Source organism: Rhizobacter sp. P5_C2 (genome assembly GCF_054049715.1).
This window is the reverse complement of record NZ_JBFULV010000038.1, coordinates 15,582-39,099: the sequence shown is the minus strand read 5'-3', so window position 1 is coordinate 39,099 and position 23,518 is coordinate 15,582. Positions and strand designations below refer to the sequence as shown.

Below are 23,518 nucleotides of genomic sequence, written 5' to 3'. Positions count from 1 at the left end.
GCGAAAGCGAAGGCATCCAGCCACAGTGGGCCTTCCACAACTGCAGATCGGAACTGCCATGACGACTTCACTGTTTCCCAAGATGAGCGCGCTGACAGCCGCCTCCAGCCTCGCGCTCGGTGCCTGGCTGAGCCCCGGTGTCGTGGCCGCCGCGCCGGCCACCGCGGCAGCGGCCGACAACAAGCAGGTCAGCGTGATCCTGGTCCACGGTGCGTGGGCAGACGGTTCCAGCTGGAACGACGTCGTGCCCCTGCTTCAGGCGAAGGGGCTGACCGTGGTGACCGTGCAGAACCCGCTCAGCGGGCTGGCTGACGATGCGGCCGCGACGCAACGGGCCATCGACCGGCAACCGGGGAAGGTGCTGCTGGTGGCGCATTCGTGGGGGGGCGCGGTCATCACCGAGGTGGGCCGGCAGGAGAAGGTGGCCGGCCTGGTCTACGTGGCCTCCTTCGCGCCAGGCGAGGGCGAGTCGGTCAACGACATGCTCGCCAACAAGGACATCCCCCCGCCGCCGGGCCTGGCCGGCATCGAGCCCGATTCGCACGGCTATCTGTGGATGAGCACCCGCAATTTCGGCGAGCACTTCGCGCAGGACCTGCCGGCCGCGCGGACCGCCCTGCTGGCAGTCAACCAGAAGCCGATCGCCGCACGGAGCTTTGGTGACAAGGTCAGCGTGCCCGCGTGGAAGAGCAAGCCCAGCTGGTATGTCGTGGCCGAGCAGGATCACATGATCCCGCCGCCGGCCCAGAAGGCGATGGCGCAACGGGCCGGTGCGAAGGTGACCAGCGTGGACGCGGGGCACGCCGTGATGATGAGGCGGCCTGCGGAAGTGGCCGCCGTCATCATCGAGGCGGCCCGCTCACTGAGCCTCTAGACGTAACAGCTGCACCCGAGCGCCCCCCAGAAGGCGGGCGCGTCCGCCGCCGGCACCCGGGTGCCGGCCGCCTTCAGGTGGTCATGCGCATGCAGCCCGCAACCCGAGCGGCACGCGCATGCCGCGGCGTACTGGTAGCGCCGGTCACTCTCCCCCAGCGTGAACTTGCGCGCCTGGTAGCCGCCGAAGGTTCGCACCGGCGACCAGTTGGGCGACGCCGGCGGAAGCGGCGGGGCCAGCGCGGTGAAGCGCTGCGCGCCATGCACCACCTTGCCCGCCACGACCGTCAGCACCGACACGATGTCCTGGATCTGATCCTCGGGCACGGCGAAGTAGTCGCGATCGAGCACCGCCACGTCGCCCAGCGCCCCGGGCTTGAGCACGCCCTTCCTGCCGCTGTCGCGCGAGAACCAGGCGCCGTTGGCCGTCATCAGCCCCAGCGCGGCCAGCCGGTCCAGGCGGCGCTCTTCCGGGTAGAGCACCGTGCCGCCGATGCTGCGACCCGACACGAGCCAGTAGAGGGACTGCCAGGGGTTGTAGCTGTTGACCCGCGTCGCATCGGTGCCCAGTGTGACCGGCAAGCCCATCTCGATCATGCGTTTCACCGGCGGCGTCTCGGCAGCCGCCGACAGGCCGTAGCGGCGGATGAAGGCTTCGCCCTGCATCGACATCCGGTTCTGCACCGCGATGCCGCCGCCGAGCTTCCTGATGCGCTCCAGGTTCTGCGGCGTGACCGTCTCGCAGTGGTCGAAGAACCACCCCAGCTTGTCGATGGGCAGGTCGCGGTGCACCTTCTCGAAGACGTCGAGCGCGCGCGAGACCGTCTGGTCGTACGTGGCATGCATGCGCCAGGGCCAGCCGTTGCCGGCGAGGAAACGCACCACGCCCTCGAGGTCGGCGTCCATCGTCGCCGGCATCTCGGGCCGCGGCACGAGGAGGTCCTCGAAGTCGGCGGCCGAGAAGGCCAGCATCTCGCCGGCGCCGTTGAGGCGGTACATGTCGCTGCCGTCGCCGGGCTTGCCCGTCGCGATCCAGCGCCGGAAGTCGTCGAGCTCCGCCTTCGCCTTCTGCGGGAACAGGTTGTAGGCGAAGCGCAGTGTCAGCCGCCCCTCCCTGGCCAGCTTGTCGATGACTGCGTAGTCGTCCGGGTAGTTCTGGAAGCCACCACCGGCATCGCCCACCGACGTGACCCCGAGCCGGTTCTCCTCGCGCATGAAATGCAGCGTGGAGTTCACCTGGTCGTCGAAGTCCAGCTTCGGGCCCTTGGCCAGCGTGTTGTAGAGCACGAAGGCGTTGGGCTCGGCCAGCAGCAGGCCGGTGGGCTCGCCCTTGTGGTCGCGCTCGATGATGGCGCCCGGCGGTTGTGGCGTGTCGCGCGTGTAGCCCACCGCACGCAGCGCGGCGCGGTTCAGGAAGGCCTGGTTGTAGAGATTCAGCACGAAGACGGGCGTGTCGGGCGCCGCGTCATTGATCTCCTTCAGCGTCGGCAGGCGCTTCTCGACGAACTGGGTGTCGTTCCAGCCGCCGACGACGCGCACCCACTGGGGCGGTGGCGTCACGCGCGCCTGGGCCCTCAGCATCTCGAGCGCCGCATGCAGGCTGCGCACGCCATCCCAGCGCAGCTCCATGTTGTAGTTGAGGCCGCCGCGAATCACGTGCGTGTGCGAGTCGGTCAGGCCGGGGATCACGCGGCGCCGCTCGACATCGACGACGCGGGTCTGCGCATCGGCGAGGGGCACCAGCTCGGCGTCGCTGCCGACCGCCAGCACCATGCCGTCCTTGATGGCCACCGCGCTGGCATCGGGTCGTGCGGGGTCCAGCGTGCTGATGCGGCCGTTGTACAGAACCAGGTCGGGCGCGMCGCGCGCGTCGCGCGCCAGCGCGGTCACCGGACCGGCCAGCGCGGTCAGGCCCAGCAGGGACGCCGCTTGCAGGAACTCGCGCCGATCCGGGCGTTGATCGAATTGAATCGACATGGTGAATCCTCCGAATGTCGGGTTGTGAGACGACACATTGAGCCGCTTGTCGTGTCTTGCCGCCACGACCCGTGGGGCGGCCGCGTCCTCTCCCTTTGGCCCAGGTGCCGCACCGACCCCGTGTGTAAACTCGCGAGCACCATTCGACTCCAGTGAGACACCCGATGCACGCCGTGGGCCCGACGAGCCAGCCGATCAAGGTGCTCGTCGTCGACGATCACCCCCTGATGCGCGAGGGCATCGCTGCCGTGATCGAGAGGGAGCCCGGCATGTTGTTGGTCGCCGAGGCGAGCAACGGGCGCGAGGCGATCGAACGCTTTGCCGAGCACCGCCCCGACGTCACCTTGATGGACCTGCAGATGCCGGAGGTCGACGGTGTCGCAGCCACGGTGGCGATCCGTGCGCAATGGTCCGACGCTCGCATCGTGATGCTGACGACCTACCGGGGCGACACGCAGGCGCGCCGCTCGCTGCAGGCGGGTGCCAGCGGCTACCTGCTCAAGAGCATGATCCGCAACGAGCTTCTCGCCGCCATCCGATCCGTTCATGCCGGCGAGCGGTGGATCCCTCGCGAGGTGGCCGCGGAGCTGGCCGCGCACCTGACCGACGACCCGCTGTCCGTGCGCGAACTCGACGTGCTGAAGCAGGTCGCGGCCGGCAACTCGAACCGGCGGGTCGCCGGTGAGCTCGGTGTCACCGAGGACACGGTCAAGTCCCACATGAAGAGCATCATGGGCAAGCTCTCCGCCCGCGACCGCACGCATGCGGTCATGATCTCCCTCAGACGGGGGATCCTCGATCCCTGACCGGCCCTCTTCTGCACCACCCGCGCCATCCGTCCCACCCGCGCCGCCGGTGTCGGTAGGCGATCCTGGCCGGGACCTCCAGCGTGACCGTGGTGCCGCGTGCATCCGAGTGGACGCCCAGACGCCCGCCCAGGCGATCCGCCCGTTCTCGCATCCCGACCAGGCCCCAGCGCCCGGCGTGCAACTGCTTCGGGTCGAACCCGCAGCCGTTGTCCGCGATTCGCAGCCTGAGCTGCCTCGATGCAAAGGCCACGCCGAGCTGGACGCCCGTGGCTGCCGCGTGCCGGAACGCGTTGCTCAGGGCCTCGGTGGCGATGCGCTGCAGCTCGGGCACGCAGACCGGATCGAGTTCGCGGGCCGCACCGTCGACGTGCATCGCAAAGGAAACGCCGGTGTCTGCCGACCAGCGCTCACCGACCAATTGCAGGCCATCGGCAAAATCCGTCGAGGTGCCTGTCACCCCCCGCAGGTCCGTCACCGCATCCCGTCCGTCCGCGATCACTTCGTCGGCCAAGTCCAGTGCGTTGCGCATCAGGTCGCGGGAGCGCTCGTGCGGCGGAATCTGTTCCATCGCCGCGTGGAACCGGATCACCAGGCCCTGCACGGCCTGCAGGAAGGTGTCATGGAGTTCTCGGGCGATGCGCTCCCGCTCGACCGTCCGCACCTCCCAGCGCAGCCGCAAGCGGGCCTTGACCGCGCGCAGTCTCCATGAGAACAGCAGGCACGCGGCGGCCGCAGCCGCAGCCGCACACAACGCGATGAACCAACCCGTTTGCACGAAGGTGGGAGGAATGGCGAACGACACGCTCGCGCCGGATTCATTCCACACGCCGTCATTGTTGGCAGCGATCACCTGGAATCGATAGCGGCCGGGCGCCAGGTCCCTGAAGCTGGCCTCGCGGTGGGTGCCGGCGTCCTGCCATTCGGCATGCTCGTCGCCAAGGCGATACCTGAACCTCACGCGCTCGGGCATCGTGAGGCTCGGCGCGGTGTAGGCAATCTTCAGGTCGTGCGTATGCACCGGCAACTGCGTCGCGTCGCCCGCATCGAATGCATGGGCAAGGCCGTCCGCCGTGATCGACTTGACGATCACCCTGGGCGCGATGGTGTTGTGCGGCATGCGCGTCGGGTCGGTCCAGACCACGCCGTTCGCGGTGGCGATCCAGAGACGACCGCCGTTGCCCATCGCCGTCTCGGGCACTCCTGGCAGCCCGTCCAGGTAGTCCAGCAGATCATGGCGGACGCGATGCTCAGGGCGGCGAAACGCCTGCTGCAGTTCCTCGGCCGCGATGTGAACCATGCCGTCCGCCGTGCTCACCCACAGGTCACCTGTCGGGCCGGGCACGATGCCCTTGACCCCGATGAACGCACCGCGCGGTCCCGTCACAGGATGGATCGCGTCGCCGGTCAGTCGCCACAGGCCCTTTTCGGCCCCGATCCAGAGGTCATCGGCCTGCTGCGCGAACGTCTCCACCGACCCCAGGGCCAGGTGCGATGGAGATTCCCTCGCGGGCAGCACCACCGCGAGCCGATCGCCGTCGAGGACGGTGACCGCCCCGTCGTCATAGCCGAACCAGACGCGACCTCGCGCGTCGGTGAACAAGGCCGACACGTTGTGGGTGGGCATGTCCGTGCGCCCTCCCCACAAGGTCCACTCCTCGCCGACCACACGATAGACGCCGACCCGAAGCACGGACACCCACATCGCACCCTGTGCGTCCTGCGTCATGGCCTGGATGCCGGCGTAGTTGAAGGAAGAAGAGGCGCGCGCTCCGCGATGCGCCAGCCGCTGCCAGCGTCGATCGGCTCGAAGCTTCCAGAGCGAATCGCCCCCGGCCGCCCATAGCGTGCCCGACGGGTCGCTGTAGAGGGCGGCGAGTCCCGTTCCGGCCAGATGTCCGAAGCCGATCGGCTCAGGCGAGGCGCGCTGCGAGCGGAAAATGTTCCCGAGGGCAGTGCCGATCCATGCGTCGCCTTGACCGGCGGGTGCCAGCCAGAACTCGTTGGATCCCGCATCCAATGGCAGTTTCAGGAACACCGGTGCGCGAAATCGGTCGAGTCCGCCGCGCGTGGCGAACCACATGTTCCCTTCGCGATCCTCGAGTATCCGGGAGACGGATTCACCGGTGAGGGGCACGAATCCGGGTCCCTCACCTCGCGCGGCGCCCTTGGCGCCTCCGACCCACAGGTGGCCTTCGCGGTCGAAGGCACACCGGGCCTCCGCACTGTTCGCGATGCCCTGGTCAGCCCATGCAGGGACGGCGGCACCGGACACGGGCGGCGTGGTCAATGTCAGCGTGCGCACGCGTTCGGACGTGCACACCATGGCTGCCCCGCCAGGATGGAGGAGCATCGTCTGGGAATTGCTGCGAGGCACCGCGACGGGTAGTTTCTCGAACCGGTTCGCTCCATCTCGAAGGTAGAAGATCTGGTCATTGCTCATGACCCACAGCGTGCGATCGCGATCCAGGAGGATCTCGTCCACCGGATCCGCAGGAACCTTCCAGGTGGCATTCGCCGGCTGCCACCGTCCACCAACGAGTCGAAACAACCCGCGGGTCGTCCCGGCCCACAGGGTGCCGTCCCCTGCCTTCGCCATGCCCGCCACGGACGATCTCGGCAGTCCCTGGGCCTGCCCGTAGTTGACCAGGCGACCTTCGAGCAGATGGCTCACGCCACCAAGGTGATGCCCGATCCACAGACCGCCATCCGCGGCCACATGCAACCCGGTAATGTCCTGCGATAGGAGCGGGACGCCACCGGCGCCTGAGAAGCGCTCGAACTGCACGCCATCGAAGCGGAACAGTCCACCCGAGGTGCCCAACCATAGAAAGCCATCGCGGGTCTGGGCAAGGGCCTCGATGCCTGTCGGCACGCCATCCTGGGCGGTCCACCGGGTGTGATACAGCTGCGCGATGCCGTGCTGCGCCGGCAGGGCCCAGGCGGCGGGGCAGCACAACACGATGACGATGCAGGCGCGCAGCATCCCACGCCATCTGAGGAATCCAGGTGCCTCCCCGCCTTTAGGTGCAGCGTTCATCCAGCCCGCAGCCGGATGCCTGCGTCCCAATGACTGGCGACGATGGAGCCACTCAAACTTCAACACCAAGGTGTCCTCCATGGAAACACGTCCCCCACTTCCTCCGTTTTCGCGCGACACCGCGATCCAGAAGATCCGCTTGGCCGAAGATGGCTGGAACACACGAGATCCGGCACGCGTGGCGCTGGCCTACAGCGAGGACACCCATTGGCGGAATCGCTCGGAATTCGCGACCGGGCGATCGGCCGCGCAGGCCCTGCTGCAACGGAAATGGCAGCGCGAGTTCGAGTACCGATTGATCAAGGAACTCTGGGCGTTCGACGCCAATCGGATCGCCGTGCGCTTCGCCTACGAATGGCATGACGACTCGATGAACTGGTATCGCAGCTATGGCAACGAGAACTGGGAATTCAATGAGGCGGGCCTGATGGCCCACCGGTATGCCTGCATCAACGACCTCCCCATCGCGGAATCGGACCGCAAGTTCTTCTGGCCGCTCGGCCGGCGGCCAGACGATCACGCTGGCCTGAGCGCCCTCGGACTCTGACGAAATCCGGCGTCGCGCTCGAGGCGGTCGTTCCAGGCGACAAGCACGAGCGCACCGGCCAGCCCGAGGTGCTCGAAGAAGGCGTGCGTCAACATCGTGCGTGGCACGCCCTGTGCCTCCCAGAACCGATTCGCGATGAGCGTCGCGACCAGCGTAAAGGCTGCGAGCAGCAACGCGCCGACGCTGCGCCCGCGGCCGACAAGCACCAGTACGGAACCCGCCAGCTCGATGGCGATGGCCGCCACCACGAGCAACCACGCAGGCCTCAAGCCGAATGCGGTCATCTCCGCGATGGCATCGTCGAAATCCAGGGCCTTCTCCAGGCCGCCCTGGATGTAAGCCGAGCACAGCAGCAGCAGGCAGAGTCGATGCAGAGCGCGCGCCTGGGGGGAATCCCTCCAGCTCAGACGGTCGAGCGTGAACATTCGAGTGCTCCCTGGAACTTGTTCATTTCGGCGGCCGGCATCCGGGCGGCCACCGAGGGTCGAGCGGATGCTGCGCGTGACGGACGCGGGGCCAATCCCTGCTGCGACGCGATCCAGAGCGCTTCGGTTCTGCATCGCGCACCAAGCTTCGACAGAAGCCCTCGCATGTGTGCCTTGACCGTTCCCACCGAGATCCCCAGCGAGCGGGCCACCTCCTTGTTGTTGTGGCCACGGCGAACCAGCGCCAGCACCTCATCCTCTCGCACGGTCAGGGCCTGCCGCGACAGGCTGTCGACCATGCGAAGCGTCGCAGCGCTGCACAGATACCGACGCCCGGCCGCCACGGCCCGGGCGGCGCTCACGATCTCGTCCGCCGAGCAGCCGACCACCACGTAGCCGCGGATGCCCACTTCCAGCGCGCTTCGCACGTCGAGCTCCTGGCCCTTCATGGCAACAACCATCAGCTTGGCGCCCTGTCGGCAATCGGCCTGGAGGCTCGCTGCCCTACGGACACCACTATCGTGGTCGAGGATAAACACGTCGGCAGGTGCGCTGCGCGCCCGGTCTGTGCAATCCAGGTCGGTCGCAGACCGCAACTCGAATTCGGGCCATGCGCCGAGGATGTAGCGCAACCCCGCCTCGATGACGGGATCGTCGTGGGCCAGCTCTATCACCGTGGGTGTGTTCGAAGACATCGCAATGCTCCATTCATGTGGTTTCTGCATGGTCGTCTTCCGATGCAACCAGCGCGAGTTAACTGCGGTGAAATCTCGATGCCTCGGAAGTCGGTAGCGCGCGCCCTACGCCCTCGGGCCACCTGCATGCAGGCCGCAGGAAGGGCGCATGGCGCATGGCCTCGGGATAGGCTCGGTTCGATGTGCCATCTCGAACCCTGAAAGCTGCGAACCATGCATTCGAACCTTCTTTGGCGAGCACTCGCTGCCGCCGTCCTGAGCTGCTGCCTCGGCGCGTGCACCGTCAGCCACGCCGGTCGCGCCGCATCGGCCGGCGAGTCGCCGCAGACGTCGCGCGTGCAGTACCGGACGGCCGTCGTGAAAGGAATCCGGATCTTCTATCGCGAAGCGGGCGACCCTCGCAAGCCGACGCTGCTGCTGCTGCACGGCTTTCCTTCCTCCTCGCACATGTACCGGGAGCTGATTCCGCTGCTTTCGAACGACTTCCATCTGGTGGCACCCGACTACCCGGGCGCGGGCTTCAGCGAGGCCCCACCTGCCGAGACGTTCACGCCCACATTCGACAACCTGGCCAACGTGATGGCTGCGTTCGCCTCCCAGATTGGATTGCAGCGCTACACCCTTTACCTGCAGGACTTCGGCGGCCCCGTGGGCTTTCGCATGGCCGTGAAGAATCCGGCGGCGGTCGAGGGTCTGATCATCCAGAACGCCAACGCGTATGTCGAAGGCATTGCAGCGGACCAGCTCGACGGCATGCGCGCCCGTGCGAAGGGCCTCAGCCCGGAAGGGCGCCGGCAGGTCGAGCAGCTCGTGTCCCGTGACTTCACGATGTTCATGTACCGGACCGGCAGCCGGGACTTCGCGTCCATCGACCCCACCGGATGGACTCTGGACGCATGGCTCCTCGAGAACCCCGACGCCCGGAGAATCCAGATCGGCCTGATGTCGGACTACTTCAGCAACGTCATCGACTACCCGCACTGGCAAGCCTTCATGCGAACACGCCCGCTGAAGACGCTCATCGTGTGGGGCAGGAACGATCCGATCTTTCTTCCTGCGGGTGCGCACGCCTATCTTCGGGACATTCCCAGCGCGCGACTGCGCTTTCTCGACACGGGGCACTTCGCGCTCGAAGAAGACGTGCTCCCGATCTCCCAAGAGATCCGGAAGATGTTCGTTGATCGATAGGTGCATGCGTGCCTCGCGTCGTAGAGGGTCATTGGTCCGGCCACTGAAGCCTATTCCCCTGCGCTGCACGCGCTCAATCCTCCTTTGATCGACGATCGCTGGCTGGAGGTCGTTGCCCGGGTCCGAATCGCGAGCGTCTCTGCCGAGAATCCACGATCGGGGTTCGCGGGATTGGCCGTTGGTCGTCCTGCCCTCGCGGAAAGTCGCAAGCTCCTCGACCTTGGTCGAGGTTCATGCCCACCTTCGGCGCGGTATGCTCATCGCTCGCAGTCGAGCCATGAGTGCACACGCCCACATCACATCGCCTTCCCGTGCGGCCGCCGAAGAGCAGCAGCTGCAGCAGTGCCACGACGACATCGAGCACCTGACCCACCTGCCTGCGACGTGGCAGGGACTTGACCCGACCTCCATCGTCGAAGACGTCCTGGAGACGTTGGTCGACATGCTGGACCTGGACTTCGCCGGACTGCGCTTCAGCGAGACGGTGCACATCTTCCTGCGCACCGGCAAGACGCCCGCAACCGCGCACGATCCCGAAACCATCCGGCGTTCGGTCGATGAATGGCTTGCAGACAACCCGCAGCTCGGGCCATCAACCCTGCCGCTCGGCAGCGACGTGCTATCCGTCGTGGCCGTGGCGATGGGCGACATCGCCGGCATGGGCGTGCTGGTGACAGGCTCCCGGCGAGCGGGGTTTCCACAACGTCTCGAGTCGCTGCGCCTGAAGATCGCGGCGACCCAGGCGAGCCTCGCGTGCCGCGAGGTCCGCGAGCTCACCGACCGCAGGCCGCCTGCTGATACACGCGTCGAGAAGCCCACGGGCGAGGCGCTCGCAGAAAGCGAATGGCGGCTCAACCTCATCATCAACACCATCCCGGCCATCGCATGGTCGGCGACTTCGGACGGCATGCTGGATTTTTGCAACCAGCATTTCGTGGACTTCGTCGGGCTGCCTGCCGACGAGATCCTCGGGCTTGGCTTCTATCGCATCTTTCATCCGGACGACGTGGCCGCACTGCTGTCCACCTGGCAGGACATCATGGCGTCGAAGCGCTCGCGGGAAGTCGAAGGCAGGCTCCGGCGTGCCGATGGCCACTACCGATGGTGCACGCTGCGGCAGAACCCCCTGCTGAACTCGCAGGGCAAGGTCGTGAAGTGGTACGGCGTCGTGCTGGACATCGAAGACCGCAAGCGCGCCGAAAACGCCCTGGAGGAAGCCAGGTCGGCACTTCTCGCCAGCGAGCAGAACCTTCGCCTCATCATCGACTCGCTTCCGGTGCTCGCATGGGTGGCCCGACCGGATGGCTCGGCTGAATTCGTGAACCGACAGTGGGCCGCCTATGTCGGCGTCGAACCCGAACAGATCCTCGAGTGGGGCTTCCTCGACTTCTACCATCCCGACGATGTGGAAGGCATGGTGGACATCTGGAAGGACTGCCTCGCGACGAAGGACCAGTTGGGCCTGAAGGGACGCATCCGGCGATTCGATGGGGAGTACCGCTGGTTCTATTTCGCCGGGCAGAAGATCACCGATGCGAACGGCGTGGTGCGCTGGGTCGGCGCGAACGTGGAGTTCGAAGAACTGCAGCGCGCCGAGGATGCACTCAAGGCGAGCGAGCACCGGCTCAAGTTGATCATCGACACGATTCCCGCGATGGCGTGGTCGGCCACGGCAGATGGCGAGGTCGACTTCTGGAGCAAGAACCTGCTCGACTTCTGCGGTCTTCGATTCGAAGACGTGATGGACGAAGGCTTCTACCGCATCTTCCACCCGGACGATCTTGAGGCGATGCGCAGCATCTGGGATCGCGTACGTTCCAGCAAGCGCGGCGAGGAAGTCGACGCGCGCATTCTGCGTGCGGACGGCGAGTACCGATGGTTCACCTTGCGGCAGTGCCCGCTACTGGACGCCCACGGCGCTGTCGTGAAATGGTACGGCGCGCTCATCGAGATCGAAGACCGCAAGCGCGCCGAAGAGGAACTGCGCCGCAGCCAGAGTGAGCTTGCCCGGGTCTCGCGAGTTACCACCTTGGGCGAATTGGCGGTTTCGATCGCGCACGAGGTCAACCAGCCGCTGATGGCGATCGTCACCAACGCGGGGACCTGCCTGCGCTGGCTCGATGAGAAGCAGTTCGACGCGGTTCGCGCGCGGCAGGCCGCCGAACGCGTTGTCCGGGACGGGCATCGCGCCGGGGAGATCGTCGCAAGCATTCGCGCATTGGCGCGCAAGGAACCCACGCGGATGACGCCGACCGATCTGCACGAAGCGATCCGGGAGGTGCTGCTGGTGTTGAACGGCGAGTTTCGGCGCCGCGGCATCGATGCGAGTTTCCAGGCCGGACCTGAGGCCCCGATCGTGCTCGGCGATCGCACGCAGCTGCAGCAGGTGCTGCTGAATCTGGTGATGAACAGCGTGGAGGCGATGACCGAGCCCGACGCGGTTGGAGTACGGATGGGTGGGCAACTGACGATCCGCAGTGCGGCCGGCCCCGACAGGTTCGCCCGGGTCAGCGTTCAGGACACGGGCACGGGCCTCGAGCAGGATCACATGGATCGGATCTTCGAAGCCTTCTTCAGCACCAAGGCGGGAGGCATCGGCATGGGCTTGTCGATCTGCCGGTCCATCGTCGAGGCCCATGGGGGATCGATCTCTGCCTCGAACCATTCTCCGCGCGGCAGCACCTTCAGCTTCACCGTTCCCCTGGCTGCGGGAGCGGCTCGATGATCAAGCATCCGGACGACCAGCCGGCGACCGTCGTCGTGATCGATGATGACACCAGCGTGTGCGAGGCGCTGCGCGGCCTCTTCGAATCGGTTGGGCTCCTGACTAGAACCTATGGCTCCGTGCAAGCCTTCCTGGCCGCCGAGCCACCCCACGGACCGTCCTGCATCGTGCTCGACATCCGGCTGCCCGGGCAAAGCGGTCTTGAATTCCAAGAGGCGCTGGCGCGAAGCGGCGCTGCGCAGTCGGTCGTACTCATCAGTGGCCACGTCGACGTAGAGATGGCCGTGCGAGCAATGAAGGCAGGTGCGGTCGATGTCCTCACCAAGCCGGTGCGCGAGCAGGACCTGCTGGATGCGGTCAATCGCGCCATCAAGCTGACGACCCAAAGGCGTGGTGACGTCGAGCGCGTCGCGGCACTGCGTTCAAGACACGCTCTGCTCACAGAACGCGAGCGCCAAGTCATGGCACTCGTCACCGCCGGGCTGCTGAACAAGCAGATTGCCGAAAGAGTCAATGTCACCGAAGCTACCGTAAAGCTCCATCGCGGTCAGGTCATGCGCAAAATGAAGGCGGCCTCGGTCCCGGAACTCGTCAGGATGGCGGACTTGATCGGCCGATGTGGCAATGATCGGGGAGTTGAGGCCGGCACCGTCGGACGCCAGTAGCACTTGGTGCTTTGCTGCGTTGCCTGGACCTGCCTCTTTGAGACAAGAGGGGCCGAGATCCCGGCGGTGTGGCAGGCCATTGTTCCGGCCGAACATGCGATAGCCTAGACAGGTCACTTAGAAATGCGAACCCAGACTCGTGTTCTGCTGACGCTACTGCCCTCGCTGACCGACGATCCGGTAAACCGTGGACCGCGCTAGTCCGAACAGCTGCATCAGCTGCTTGATGTTCCTGCCGTTGAACATCTCCCGCACGCGCTCGTCTCGCGCCGACTTGTCTGGCGCCAGCACGTAGACATCGTCACCACCAAACCGCGCGCGCATGCCCTGCACGATCTCGTGCGCGATGGCACTTGCCCACGGCTCCTGGAAGGCAAGACATCGCGCCGGATCTCGGTCATGTCGAGCACCCACTGCGTGGCGGCATCGGCCTTGATCTCGTGGGCATCGGGACGGGGTTGGGAACCATGAACAACACGGCGTCGCAGCGAGCACGGAAGAAGGCCGGACTTGGAGATTTGCACGTTCACGACCTCCGTCACACCACTGGCATGCGGCTGCGTGAGGCTGGCGTATCCGAGGCGACCTGCAGCGACATCTTCTGGCACTCAAGCCGCTCGATGACGCATCACTACAGCATGGCTCAGGTCGTGGAGCTTCACGCGGCGCTGGAGAAGATCAAGGAGGATTCGGGCCGCTGGAACAAGAGCCTGGCCACGCTGCGGATGGAGCAGGAGGCGGCTCGCGCGACGGCCACTCCCCCAAAAGTCCCCCGGCAAGAAAAAACGCCCTAGAGGCGTGAACCTCTAAGGCGTTGAATCATTTCTTGTTTTTTGGTGCGGCTGGCAGGATTCGAACCCACGACCCCTTGGTTCGTAGCCAAGTACTCTATCCAACTGAGCTACAGCCGCTGAGCCTCGCAGTGTAGCACGACTTTTTCAGATCTCCGCCAGCGTTGCGGCGTGTCGATAGCAATCGGCGGTGCGCTCGACATCGCCCTGCTGCTCGGCCAGGTGCGCGAGCAGCACCCAGGCGTCGCGGCGCGCGGCCATCGGCAACTCTTCGGCATCGGCGGCCTGCTGCAGCAGCAGCCGCGCCTTGCCCCACAGCTCGCGCTGCGCCAGCGCCCGGCCCACCGCATGCGCGAGCGCCGGCTCGCGCGGGAACGCCTGCAGAGAAGCTTCCAGCCGCGGCAGCCAATCGGCGCCGATGCCGTCGATCGACGCGACCAGCGCCTCGGCCAGCGCACAGCGCTCGTCGATGCCGAGTTCGCCCAGCCGCTCCCAGAACGGCCGCAGCGCATTGCGCGCGTCGGCCTGCGCGCCGAACTTCGACAGCCGCGTCGCGGTGCGCGCCGCGACGAACGGGTCGCGCCGGTCGACCGCCTCGAGCGACAGCCACACGCGCCGCACCTGGTCGGCATCGCGCGCGCCATCGAGCGATTCGAACGCGAGCGAGCGCAGCAGCCCCTGCGCCGCCTCCTTCGAGAAGGCCTGGTGCTTGGCCAGCAGCCGCGCGGTCTTCAGCGCCTCGTGCGGCTGGCGCGCGAGGCGCGTGGCCTGCAGGCGCAGCCGCAGCGCATGCGTGCGGCGCGCGACCCCCGGCGGCAACTCGCCCAGCAGTTCGAGCGCGCGCGCCGCATCGCGGTCGTCGAGCGCCCATTCGGCCGCCAGCAGGCGCGCACCTTCTTCGGCCGGCCGCGCGAGGCCGCTGCGGCTCGACAGGTCGAGCGCCAGGCGCAGTTGCTCGTCGCGATGCGCGCGATCCTGCAGCTTGTGCAGGCTGCCGGCGGCCAGCAGGTGGCCGAGCACGGTGAATTCGTTGTCCTGCACCAGGTCGGGCGTGTCGCTCTGGATCAGCAGCGCGCGCTGCGCCGATTTCTGCGCCCGGCTGTAGCGCCCGCCGAAGTACTGCGACAGCGCATCGCGCAGCGCCGCCTGCGCGGTGCGGTCGCGGCGCGCGACGCGCCATTCATGCGCCCTTCTCGGCAGCCCGATCAGCGCATTGATCGCCTGGATCACCGCGACCAGCGCGAAGCAGGTCGCCACCAGCGCGATCAGGAACAGGTTCAGCGAGACGTCGAGCCGCCATGAGCCCCAGTAGAACGAGGCGAGGCCGTCGTTGGTGCCGAGCACCGACGCGCTGACCACCGCCAGCACGAACAACAGCACGAACCAGATGACAGCACGCATCGGCAGCGGGGGATTCAGGTCAACGTCCGGCCGTCGCGGTGGCCAGCGCCGCGAGCGTGTCGTCGGGACGCGGCAGCACCACCTGGCGCGCGCCGGCCGCCACCTGCTTCACCAGCTCGAGCGCCACCGTCGTGCGGCGCGAGCTGCGGTCGAAGTAGCGCTCCAGCGCCTGCTGGGCGCTCAGCAGGTCGGTCTGCGCCGCATCGAACTGCCGGCTCAGCACCGCCAGCCGCGCATTCAGCAGCCGCAGCTTCAGGTTCTCGCGCAGGAAGAAGGCCTGCTCGGGCGCCAGCCACATCGCGTCCGGGTTGTCGACGCGGCTCACGCGCACCAGCGAGCGGGTCTCACCCCAGACGCGGTCGAACAGAGCGCCCAGGCGATCGGACAGTTCGGCCAGCCCGCCGCCCACCGGCGTCGGCGTGCTGCCCACCGGCGAGGCGCTGCGCGCGCTCGGACGCGGCACCGAAGCCGCCGAGGCCGCCGGCTTGGGTGTCTCGCGCCGCGGCTCGGCCTGCGACAGCAAGGGCAGTTCGTCGACCAGCCGCACCACCTCGTCGACCTTGATCGACAGCCCGCCGATGTCGGCCACGCCGACCGACCTGACGCGGTCGATGTCGCGCGCGATCGCGCGGCGCACGCCGTCGAGCCGCGGCTGGCTGTAGCGGGCCAGGCGTTCGTCGGCCTGCTTCAGCGCGGCCACCAGCGGTTCGGCGCTGCCGGTGATCGCCGCCTGTTGCTGCGCGACGCGCAGGCCGGCGTCGATGTCGACCAGCACGTTCTCGTCGCGCGATCGCGACAGCGACTGGATCAGGTCCTCGAGCTGGCTGCGCTGGATCGCGACCTCGGACAGCTTGGCCTCGAGCAGCGCGACCTTGGCCGCACTGTCGCGTGCGACCTCCTGGGCCTGGCGCGCCATCAATTGCGCCTCGCCGGACAGCCGGCCGCTGTCTTGCTGGCGGCGCACCAGTTCTTGTTCAAGCGTGCGCACCCGCTGCTGCGCCGACCAGGCCTGCACCAGCGCGATGACGATCAGCAGCACCAGCAGCGCGAGCACCGCCGGCGCGAGCCAGCCGGGCAGGCGGCGCACGGCCACGGCCGGCGTGGATGCTGTCTGCACCGGCTCGGTGAGGGCGTTCGGAGAGGAGACGGGGTCGGTCACGATGCGATCGATTGTATGCAGGCCACCACTTCCGCGAGAGACGGCCGGGATTCGAGCACCTGCCCGAGGCCGAGGGCCCGCGCGCGGGCGGCGATCCGCGGGTGCGTCGCGAGCGCGCGGGCCGCGGCCCAGCTCGCCGACGGCACCAGGGCCTCCAGGTGGTCGACCGCTTCGGAGCTGCTGAAGAACCACAGATGCCGCGCCGGGCGGTCGAGCGCGGCCTGCAGCAGCGCGCTGCCGGCGTCGTCGAACACCGGCGCGCTGCGGCCATAGGCGCACACCAGCGACACCTCGGCGCCCTGCTCGCGAAGGCGATCGGCCAGCCAGTCGCGCCCGCTGGTGCCCCGCACCATCAGCACGCGGCGCCCCGTCCAGGCCTGCCTGCGCAGCTGCGCCCACAGCGCCTCCGAATCGAACTGCAGCGCATCGGCCGCCGGCTCGACGACCTGCGCCACGCCCAGCGCACGCAGCACGCGCGTCGTGCCCGGGCCCGGCGAAGCGGCCTGCAGCGCCGCCGGCCACACGGCCCCAGGCGGGCGATGCGCGAAGAACTGCTCGGCCGCATTCGGGCTCACGAACATCACGAGCCCGACCTCCGCCAGCCCGTGCCAGGCGGCGTGCAGCGCAGCGGGATCGTCGATCGGCCGGATGTCGATCAGCGGCAGGGCCTGCGCATCGAGCCCGGCCGCGCGCAGCCCGTCGACCCACTCGCGCGCCTGGGCCGCAGGCCGCGTGACCAGCACGCGCAGCGGCGAATCGACGTCAGCCGGTGCCGAGGTAGGCATCGGCACCCGCAGACCTCAGTTGCGCCGCGGCGAGTTCGCCCAGACCACGGGCCGCGCCATCGTCGGCCACCACGGCCGCGGCCGTCGTGTACAGCAGCGGGCGCGCCGGGTCGTCGACATGGCCGAGCGCGGCGGTGATGCGCAGCTGCGCGCCATCCCACACCGCATGCGCGGCCAGCGGCATGCTGCAGCTGCCGCCCAGCGAGCGCGACACCGCGCGCTCCGCCTGGGCCACCCACCAGGTCGGCCGGTCGCTCAGTTGCGCCAGCGTGTCGCGCAGCGCCGGCTGGTCGCCGCGGATCTCGATGCCGAGGGCGCCCTGCCCGGCTGCCGGAATCATCTCGTCGACCGCGAACACCGAACGGATGCGCTGCGCGAGGCCCAGCCGCTTCAGCCCGGCCGCGGCGAGCACGATCGCGTCGTACTGGCCGTCGTCGAGCTTGCGCAGCCGGGTGTCCAGATTGCCGCGCAGCGGCTCGATGCGCAGGTCAGGCCGGCTGGCCAGCAGCTGCGACACGCGCCGCAGGCTCGAGGTGCCGACGCAGGCGCCCTGCGGCAGCTCGGCCAGCGTCGCGAACCGGTTGGAGACGAAGGCATCGCGCGGGTCCTCGCGCTCCAGCACCGCGGCCAGCTCGAAGCCGTCCGGCAGGTCCATCGGCACGTCCTTCAGCGAATGCACGGCCAGGTGCGCACGGCCGTCTTCGAGCGCGGCCTCGAGTTCCTTGACGAACAGGCCCTTGCCGCCGACCTTCGACAGCGTGCGGTCGAGGATCTGGTCACCGCGGGTCGTCATGCCGAGCAGCTCGACGCGCAGCCCGAAGCGTTGTTGCAGCAGGTCGCGCACATGTTCGGCCTGCCAGAGGGCGAGGCGGCTTTCGCGCGTGGCGATGACGAGGGGTTCGGGCAGCGAAGACATCGGCAAATGCTATCAGGCCCACCTCTTGCCTGACGGTATGGCTGATCCCTGTTGCCGCGCTGATACCATCGCGGTTCGTAACCAAGTTACAGCCTCGACGAGGCCCTGAGGACAAAGATGCCACGTGCCACACCTGCCCCCAAGACCGCCGTCCGCACTGCTGCCCGCAAGGCCTCGGCCAAGCCGGCCCGCGAGAGCGCTGCCGAGGCCGCCGACAAGAACCGCCCGCTGGTCGACGACATCCGCCTGCTCGGCCGCATCCTCGGCGACGTGATCCGCGAGCAGGAGGGCCAGGGCGCGTTCGACCTGATCGAGCGCATCCGGCAGCTGTCGGTGGCGTACCGGCTGAAGCGCGACGCGCAGGCCGGCAAGACCTTCGACCGGCTGCTCAAGAGCCTGAGCGGCGACCAGACGGTCAGCGTGATTCGCGCCTTCAGCTACTTCTCGCACCTGGCCAACATCGCCGAAGACCGCCACCACGTGCGCCGCCGCGAGCACCACGAGCGCCAGGGCCACCTGCAGGAAGGCTCGCTCGCGATGAGCTTCGAGCGCCTGGCCGAGGCCGACGTGCGCGCGGCCGACATCGCCGGCGTGCTGCAGCGCGCCTTCATCTCGCCGGTGCTGACGGCCCATCCCACCGAGGTGCAGCGCAAGAGCATCCTCGACGCCGAGCGCGCCATCGCCGAGCTGGTGGGCCAGCGCGACGAGCTGCGCAGCGCGCGCGAGCTGGCCGACAACGAGGCGCTGCTGCGCGCCCGCGTCACGCAGCTGTGGCAGACGCGCATGCTGCGCTACACCAAGCTGACGGTGGCCGACGAGATCGAGAACGCGCTCAGCTACTACCAGGCCACCTTCCTGCGCCAGATCCCGAAGCTCTACCAGGAGATCGAGGAAGCGCTGCCCGGCCACCCGATCGCGCCGTTCTTCCGCATGGGCAACTGGATCGGCGGTGACCGCGACGGCAACCCCAATGTCAGCGCCGAGACGCTGCAGATGGCGCTGCGCCGGCAGAGCGAGACGGTGCTGCGCTTCTACCTGACCGAGGTGCACGAGCTGGGGGCGGAACTGTCGATCTCGGCCACGCTCGCGCCGGTGACGGCCGCGATGCAGGCGCTGGCCGAGCGCTCGCCCGACCACAGCGCGCACCGCGAGGACGAGCCCTACCGCCGCGCGCTGATCGGCATGTATGCGCGGCTGGCCGCGACGCTGCAGGCCTTCACCGGCACCGAGGCGCTGCGCCATGCGGTGGCGCCGCAGGACCCGTACCGGCGCAGCGACGATTTCGGGGCCGACCTGAAGGTGATCGAGACCTCGCTGCGCTCGCACCATGCCGATGCGCTGATCGCGCCACGCCTTCGGCCGCTGATGCGCGCGGTGCAGGTGTTCGGCTTCCACCTGGCCACTGTCGACCTGCGCCAGAGTTCGGACAAGCACGAGGCGGTGGTCGCCGAGCTGCTGAAGACCGCGAAGATCGAGGCCGACTACCCCTTGCTCGACGAGCCCGCGCGTCGCACGCTGCTGATGAAGCTGCTGAACGACGCGCGTCCGCTGCGCGTGCACGGCGCGGCGTACTCGGAGCACAGCGTTGGCGAACTGGCGATCTTCGAGGCGGCGCTGAAGATGCTCGACCGCTACGGCCGCGAGGCGCTGCGCCACTACATCATTTCGCACACCGAAGACGTGAGCGACCTGCTGGAGGTGCTGCTGCTGCAGAAGGAGACCGGGCTGATGCACGGCACGCTGGATGACGGCGCCGTGTGCCAGCTGATCGTCTCGCCGCTGTTCGAGACCATCGGCGACCTGCGCAACGCCGAGCCGATCATGCGCGACTACTACGCGCTGCCGGGCATCGCCGACCTGATCAAGCGCTCCGGCCGCGAGCAGGACGTGATGCTCGGCTACAGCGACAGCAACAAGGACGGCGGCTCGTTTACCAGCAACTGGGAGCTGTACCGCACCGAGATCGCGCTGGTCGAGCTGTTCGGCAAGCTGGGCGAGCAGCACGGCATCACGCTGCGCCTGTTCCATGGCCGCGGCGGTACCGTGGGACGGGGCGGCGGCCCGAGCTACCAGGCGATCCTGGCGCAGCCGCCGGGCACGGTGAACGGCCAGATCCGGCTGACCGAACAGGGCGAGGTGATCTCGTCGAAATACGCGCACCCGGAGATCGGCCGGCGCAACCTCGAGACGCTGGTGGCCGCGACGCTCGAGGCGACGCTGCTGCACCCGACCAAGAGCGCGCCGAAGAGCTTCCTGGACGCCGCCGCGGCGATCAGCGAGGCCAGCATGGCGGCCTACCGCAAGCTGGTCTACGAGACCCCGGGCTTCACCGACTACTTCTTCTCGGCCACGCCGATCCGCGAGATCGCCGAGTTGAACATCGGCTCGCGCCCGGCGTCGCGCAAGGCCACCCGCGCGATCGAGGACCTGCGCGCGATCCCGTGGAGCTTCAGCTGGGGGCAGTGCCGCGTCGCGCTGCCGGGCTGGTGCGGTTTCGGTTCGGCGATCGAGGCCTTTCTCGGCAAGGTGCCGGCCGAGCGCAAGGAGCGGCTGGTGCTGCTGCAGCGCATGCACAAGCAGTGGCCGTTCTTCCGCACGCTGCTGTCGAACCTGGACATGGTGCTGGCCAAGAGCGACCTCGGCATCGCGGCGCGCTATGTCGACCTGGTCGAGGACAAGAAGCTGGGCCGGAAGATCTTCGGGCTGATCCAGGCCGAGTGGCAGCGCACCAGCGACGCGGTGTCGTTGATCACCGGCGAGAAGCATCGGCTCGCGTCGAACCCGTCGCTCGCGCGCTCGATCGAGCACCGCTTCCCGTACCTCGATCCGCTGAACCACCTGCAGGTCGAGCTGATGCGGCGCTACCGCCAGCGGCGCGAGGGCGATCCGGCGAACGAGCGGGTGCAGCGCGGGATCCACATCTCCATCAATGGGGTGGCGGCGGGGTTGCGCAACACGGGGTGAGCTTTGGGATGAGATCGACGGCGTCATGCCTCTCAAGAAGCTGCACAAAACCCGTTCGCCCTGAGCCTGTCGAAGGGCCCGATCGTCCTGAGCTTGCCGAAGGGCCTGAGCAGGGACCGAGCTTGTCGAGGGCCCGTCCGTCGAAGGGTTGAGCCCGAAGCGCGCAGGGCCTTCGCCAAGCTCAGTCCTACCCTTCGACAAGCTCAGGGCGAACGGTGTTTCTTTGCCGCCGTCCGGTTCCTTCACGGACCTGCTTTGCTCAGGCTGAACGGGGTCTTCCTGCAACCGCCAGGCCCTTCATGGGCTTGGGCTACTCAGAACAACGACTGCCCGATCAGCGACGTGAACCGCTCCAGCGCGAAACTGCCCGCGAGCGAATTGCCGGTGTGCTCCAGCCCCGGCGACCAGACGCACACGCCCAGCGTGCGCGGGATGTGCGCGACGATGCCACCGCCCACGCCGCTCTTGGCCGGGATGCCGACGCGGTAGGCGAAATCGCCGGCCGCGTCGTAGGTGCCGCAGGTCAGCATCAGCGCCGACAGCCGCTTGGCCGAACTCGCGTCCACCACCTGCTCGCCATTCACCGGGCTCACGCCGCCGTTCGCGAGAAAACCCACCGCTCGCGCCAGGTCGACGCAGTTCATGCGGATCGCGCAGTGCCGGCAGTAGGCCTCGATCACCGCGTCGACCGGGTTCTTCAGGTTGCCGAAGCTGTGCATGAAATGCCCCATCGCGCGGTTGCGCGAGCCGGTGGCCAGCTCCGAGCGCGCGACCGCGTCGTCGTACTGCAGCGCCGGGTTGCCCGACAGCCGCCGCACGAACTCCACCAGCGCCATCTCGGGCTGCACGAAGCGGGTGCTCAGCACGTCGGTCACGACCAGCGCGCCGGCGTTCAGGAACGGGTTGCGCGGTTTGCCCTGCTCGGTCTCGAGCTGCACCAGCGAGTTGAACGCGGTGCCCGAGGGCTCGCGCCCGACGCGCTCCCACAGCGTGTCGCCGACCAGCTGGAACGCCAGCGTCAGCGAGAACAGCTTCGAGACCGACTGGATCGAGAAATCCTCGCGCGCATCGCCGACGGTGTAGAGCCGCCCGTCGAGCATGCTGACGGCCATGCCGAAGCGGTGCTTCGGCACCTTCGCGAGTTCGGGGATGTAGCGCGCGACCTCGCCCTGCTCGAGCAAGGGCTGCGCTTCGTCGTGGATGCGGTCGAGCACCGCCTGCATGTCGATGGCCATTCGATAATTGGGCCATGACTGCACCCTCGCCGCACACCGATCCCCGTGGATTTCTTCGCGCGCTGTACGACGCCGCGGTCGCGCGGGCCCTGCCGGCGCAGACGCTGGGCGCCTTCCTGCCGCCACCGCCGCGCGGGCGCACGCTGGTGCTGGGCGCCGGCAAGGCGGGCGGCGCGATGGCCGAGGCGCTCGATGCGCTGTGGCCCGCTGACGCCCCGCTGTCGGGGCTGGTGGTCACGCGCTACGGCCATGTGCCGCCGGGCTACCGCGCGCAGCCGGGGCGCATCGAGGTCGTCGAGGCGGCCCACCCGGTGCCCGATGCCGCCGGGCGCCAGGCGGCGCAGCGCATCGCGGCGCTCGCGCAAGGGCTGACGGCCGACGACCTGGTGCTCTGCCTGGTGTCCGGCGGCGGCTCGGCGCTGCTCGCGCTGCCGGCCGACGGCGTCACGCTCGAAGAGAAGCAGGCGATCAACAAGGCGCTGCTGAAGAGCGGCGCCGCGATCGACGAGATGAACTGCGTGCGCAAGCACCTGTCGGCCATCAAGGGCGGGCGGCTGGCGGCGATGTGCGCGCCGGCCAAGGTGCTCACGCTGCTGATCTCCGACGTGCCGGGCGACTCGCCCGAGGTGATCGCGAGCGGCCCGACGGTGCCCGATGCGACGACCTGCGCCGATGCGCTGGCGATCCTGGCGCGCTACGGCATCGAGGTGTCGGCCGCCGCGCGGGCCGGGTTGGAGAGCGGCGCCTTCGAAACGCCGAAGCCCGGCGATGTGCGCTTCGCCGGCCACGAGGTGCGGATGATCGCGACGCCGCAGCAGTCGCTCGAAGCCGCCGCTGCGCTGGCCCGCTCAGCGGGCATCGAGGCGCACATCCTCGGCGACGAGATCGAGGGCGAATCGCGCGAGGTCGGCAAGGTGCACGCGGCGCTCGCGCGGCAGGTCGCGAAGCGCGGGCAGCCGTTCAGGACGCCGTGCGTGATCCTGTCGGGCGGAGAAACCACGGTGACGGTCGCCAGCAAGGGCGGCCGCGGCGGGCGGGCCACCGAGTTCCTGCTCGGCTGCGCACTCGCGCTGCAAGGGCAGCCGGGCGTGTTCGTGCTGGCGGCGGACACCGACGGGATCGACGGCGTCGAGGACAACGCCGGGGCGATCGTCACGCCCGACACGCTCGCGCGCGCCGAGGCCCTCGGGCTCAGTGCGCGCGATCGACTGGATCGCAACGACGCGTACAACTTCTTCGCGCCGCTCGGCGACCTGGTGGTACCGGGCCCGACCTTCACCAACGTCAACGACTTCCGCGCGACGCTGGTGCTGTGACCCGGCCGGG

Annotated in this window: 19 protein-coding genes and 1 tRNA gene; 9 read left to right on the top strand and 11 right to left on the bottom strand. The window is 68.3% G+C overall.

All coding sequences use genetic code 11. From position 1 onward, the window contains the following. Positions 1-82: 82 nt before the first annotated feature. Positions 83-874 (top strand): alpha/beta fold hydrolase, encoded by a 792-nt coding sequence (locus tag ACXJLU_RS15895; protein ID WP_457332518.1) that lies wholly within the window; start codon positions 83-85, stop codon positions 872-874. On the opposite strand, the gene ACXJLU_RS15890 is transcribed toward ACXJLU_RS15895, so the two are convergent. After that, complete coding sequence (locus tag ACXJLU_RS15890) at positions 871-2,850, bottom strand: amidohydrolase (protein ID WP_457332516.1); 1,980 nt, start codon at positions 2,848-2,850, stop codon at positions 871-873. The two genes, ACXJLU_RS15895 and ACXJLU_RS15890, sit on opposite strands and share 4 nt — an antisense overlap. A gap of 164 nt (positions 2,851-3,014) precedes the next feature. Here ACXJLU_RS15890 and ACXJLU_RS15885 point away from each other — a divergent pair, with 164 nt between their 5' ends. Beyond that, positions 3,015-3,656, top strand: coding sequence for a response regulator (locus tag ACXJLU_RS15885; protein ID WP_457332514.1), 642 nt, complete (start codon positions 3,015-3,017; stop codon positions 3,654-3,656). Here the strand turns inward: ACXJLU_RS15885 and ACXJLU_RS15880 are convergent. Beyond that, complete coding sequence (locus tag ACXJLU_RS15880; RefSeq protein ID WP_457332512.1) at positions 3,631-6,642, bottom strand: sensor histidine kinase; 3,012 nt, start codon at positions 6,640-6,642, stop codon at positions 3,631-3,633. The genes ACXJLU_RS15885 and ACXJLU_RS15880 overlap by 26 nt on opposite strands. A 133-nt stretch (positions 6,643-6,775) precedes the next feature. Between ACXJLU_RS15880 and ACXJLU_RS15875 the strand changes: the two genes are divergently transcribed. Further along, entirely contained in the window at positions 6,776-7,243 is a 468-nt protein-coding gene (locus ACXJLU_RS15875; protein WP_457332510.1) for a nuclear transport factor 2 family protein, read from the top strand. Here the strand turns inward: ACXJLU_RS15875 and ACXJLU_RS15870 are convergent. Together ACXJLU_RS15870 and ACXJLU_RS15865 are read right to left on the bottom strand one after the other, a co-directional pair. Further along, positions 7,213-7,668 (bottom strand): DoxX family protein, encoded by a 456-nt coding sequence (locus tag ACXJLU_RS15870; protein ID WP_457332508.1) that lies wholly within the window; start codon positions 7,666-7,668, stop codon positions 7,213-7,215. The genes ACXJLU_RS15875 and ACXJLU_RS15870 overlap by 31 nt on opposite strands. Continuing rightward, complete coding sequence (locus ACXJLU_RS15865) at positions 7,647-8,393, bottom strand: response regulator transcription factor (RefSeq protein ID WP_457332506.1); 747 nt, start codon at positions 8,391-8,393, stop codon at positions 7,647-7,649. Before ACXJLU_RS15865 ends, ACXJLU_RS15870 begins: the two co-directional genes overlap by 22 nt. Positions 8,394-8,576: 183 nt before the next feature. On the opposite strand from ACXJLU_RS15865, the gene ACXJLU_RS15860 reads away from it, so the two are divergent. From ACXJLU_RS15860 to ACXJLU_RS15850, 3 genes are all read left to right on the top strand, one after another. Further along, a complete protein-coding gene (locus tag ACXJLU_RS15860) occupies positions 8,577-9,551 on the top strand; it encodes an alpha/beta fold hydrolase (protein ID WP_457332504.1) in 975 nt (324 codons plus the stop codon). A 277-nt stretch (positions 9,552-9,828) separates the two neighbouring features. After that, the gene (locus tag ACXJLU_RS15855; protein ID WP_457332502.1) at positions 9,829-12,276 is read left to right on the top strand and encodes a PAS domain-containing sensor histidine kinase; all 2,448 of its coding nucleotides are present in this window, start codon (positions 9,829-9,831) and stop codon (positions 12,274-12,276) included. Further along, positions 12,273-12,941 (top strand): response regulator transcription factor, encoded by a 669-nt coding sequence (locus ACXJLU_RS15850; RefSeq protein ID WP_457332500.1) that lies wholly within the window; start codon positions 12,273-12,275, stop codon positions 12,939-12,941. Before ACXJLU_RS15855 ends, ACXJLU_RS15850 begins: the two co-directional genes overlap by 4 nt. Before the next feature lie 153 nt (positions 12,942-13,094). Here ACXJLU_RS15850 and ACXJLU_RS15845 read toward each other — a convergent pair whose 3' ends face one another. Beyond that, on the bottom strand, positions 13,095-13,265 hold the full coding sequence (locus ACXJLU_RS15845) for a Mor transcription activator family protein (protein ID WP_457332498.1): 171 nt from the start codon (positions 13,263-13,265) through the stop codon (positions 13,095-13,097). 29 nt (positions 13,266-13,294) lie between these two features. Between ACXJLU_RS15845 and ACXJLU_RS15840 the strand changes: the two genes are divergently transcribed. After that, entirely contained in the window at positions 13,295-13,735 is a 441-nt protein-coding gene (locus tag ACXJLU_RS15840) for a tyrosine-type recombinase/integrase (protein ID WP_457332496.1), read from the top strand. A gap of 40 nt (positions 13,736-13,775) precedes the next feature. Here ACXJLU_RS15840 and ACXJLU_RS15835 read toward each other — a convergent pair. The 5 genes from ACXJLU_RS15835 to hemC all read right to left on the bottom strand — a co-directional run bounded on the left by ACXJLU_RS15835 (position 13,776) and on the right by hemC (position 17,993). Further along, positions 13,776-13,852 (bottom strand) — tRNA-Arg (locus ACXJLU_RS15835). A 27-nt stretch (positions 13,853-13,879) separates the two neighbouring features. Beyond that, the gene (locus ACXJLU_RS15830) at positions 13,880-15,133 is read right to left on the bottom strand and encodes a heme biosynthesis HemY N-terminal domain-containing protein (protein ID WP_457332494.1); all 1,254 of its coding nucleotides are present in this window, start codon (positions 15,131-15,133) and stop codon (positions 13,880-13,882) included. Positions 15,134-15,152: 19 nt separating this feature from the next. Continuing rightward, entirely contained in the window at positions 15,153-16,292 is a 1,140-nt protein-coding gene (locus ACXJLU_RS15825; RefSeq protein ID WP_457332493.1) for a uroporphyrinogen-III C-methyltransferase, read from the bottom strand. Beyond that, the gene (locus ACXJLU_RS15820) at positions 16,289-17,077 is read right to left on the bottom strand and encodes a uroporphyrinogen-III synthase (protein WP_457332610.1); all 789 of its coding nucleotides are present in this window, start codon (positions 17,075-17,077) and stop codon (positions 16,289-16,291) included. The genes ACXJLU_RS15825 and ACXJLU_RS15820 overlap by 4 nt, the downstream gene beginning before the upstream one ends. Next, complete coding sequence (gene hemC / locus ACXJLU_RS15815; RefSeq protein ID WP_457332491.1) at positions 17,055-17,993, bottom strand: hydroxymethylbilane synthase; 939 nt, start codon at positions 17,991-17,993, stop codon at positions 17,055-17,057. Before hemC ends, ACXJLU_RS15820 begins: the two co-directional genes overlap by 23 nt. A gap of 117 nt (positions 17,994-18,110) precedes the next feature. On the opposite strand from hemC, the gene ppc reads away from it, so the two are divergent. Then, positions 18,111-20,957 carry a phosphoenolpyruvate carboxylase gene (gene ppc, locus ACXJLU_RS15810; protein WP_457332489.1) on the top strand — a complete coding sequence of 949 codons (2,847 nt, stop codon included), beginning with the start codon at positions 18,111-18,113 and terminating at the stop codon, positions 20,955-20,957. A 314-nt stretch (positions 20,958-21,271) separates the two neighbouring features. Here the strand turns inward: ppc and ACXJLU_RS15805 are convergent, their stop codons facing one another. Beyond that, positions 21,272-22,186, bottom strand: a complete 915-nt coding sequence (locus tag ACXJLU_RS15805) for a glutaminase (RefSeq protein ID WP_457332608.1) — start codon at positions 22,184-22,186, stop codon at positions 21,272-21,274. Between the two features lie 20 nt (positions 22,187-22,206). Between ACXJLU_RS15805 and ACXJLU_RS15800 the strand changes: the two genes are divergently transcribed. After that, positions 22,207-23,508, top strand: coding sequence for a glycerate kinase type-2 family protein (locus ACXJLU_RS15800; protein ID WP_457332487.1), 1,302 nt, complete (start codon positions 22,207-22,209; stop codon positions 23,506-23,508). Positions 23,509-23,518 lie beyond the last annotated feature (10 nt).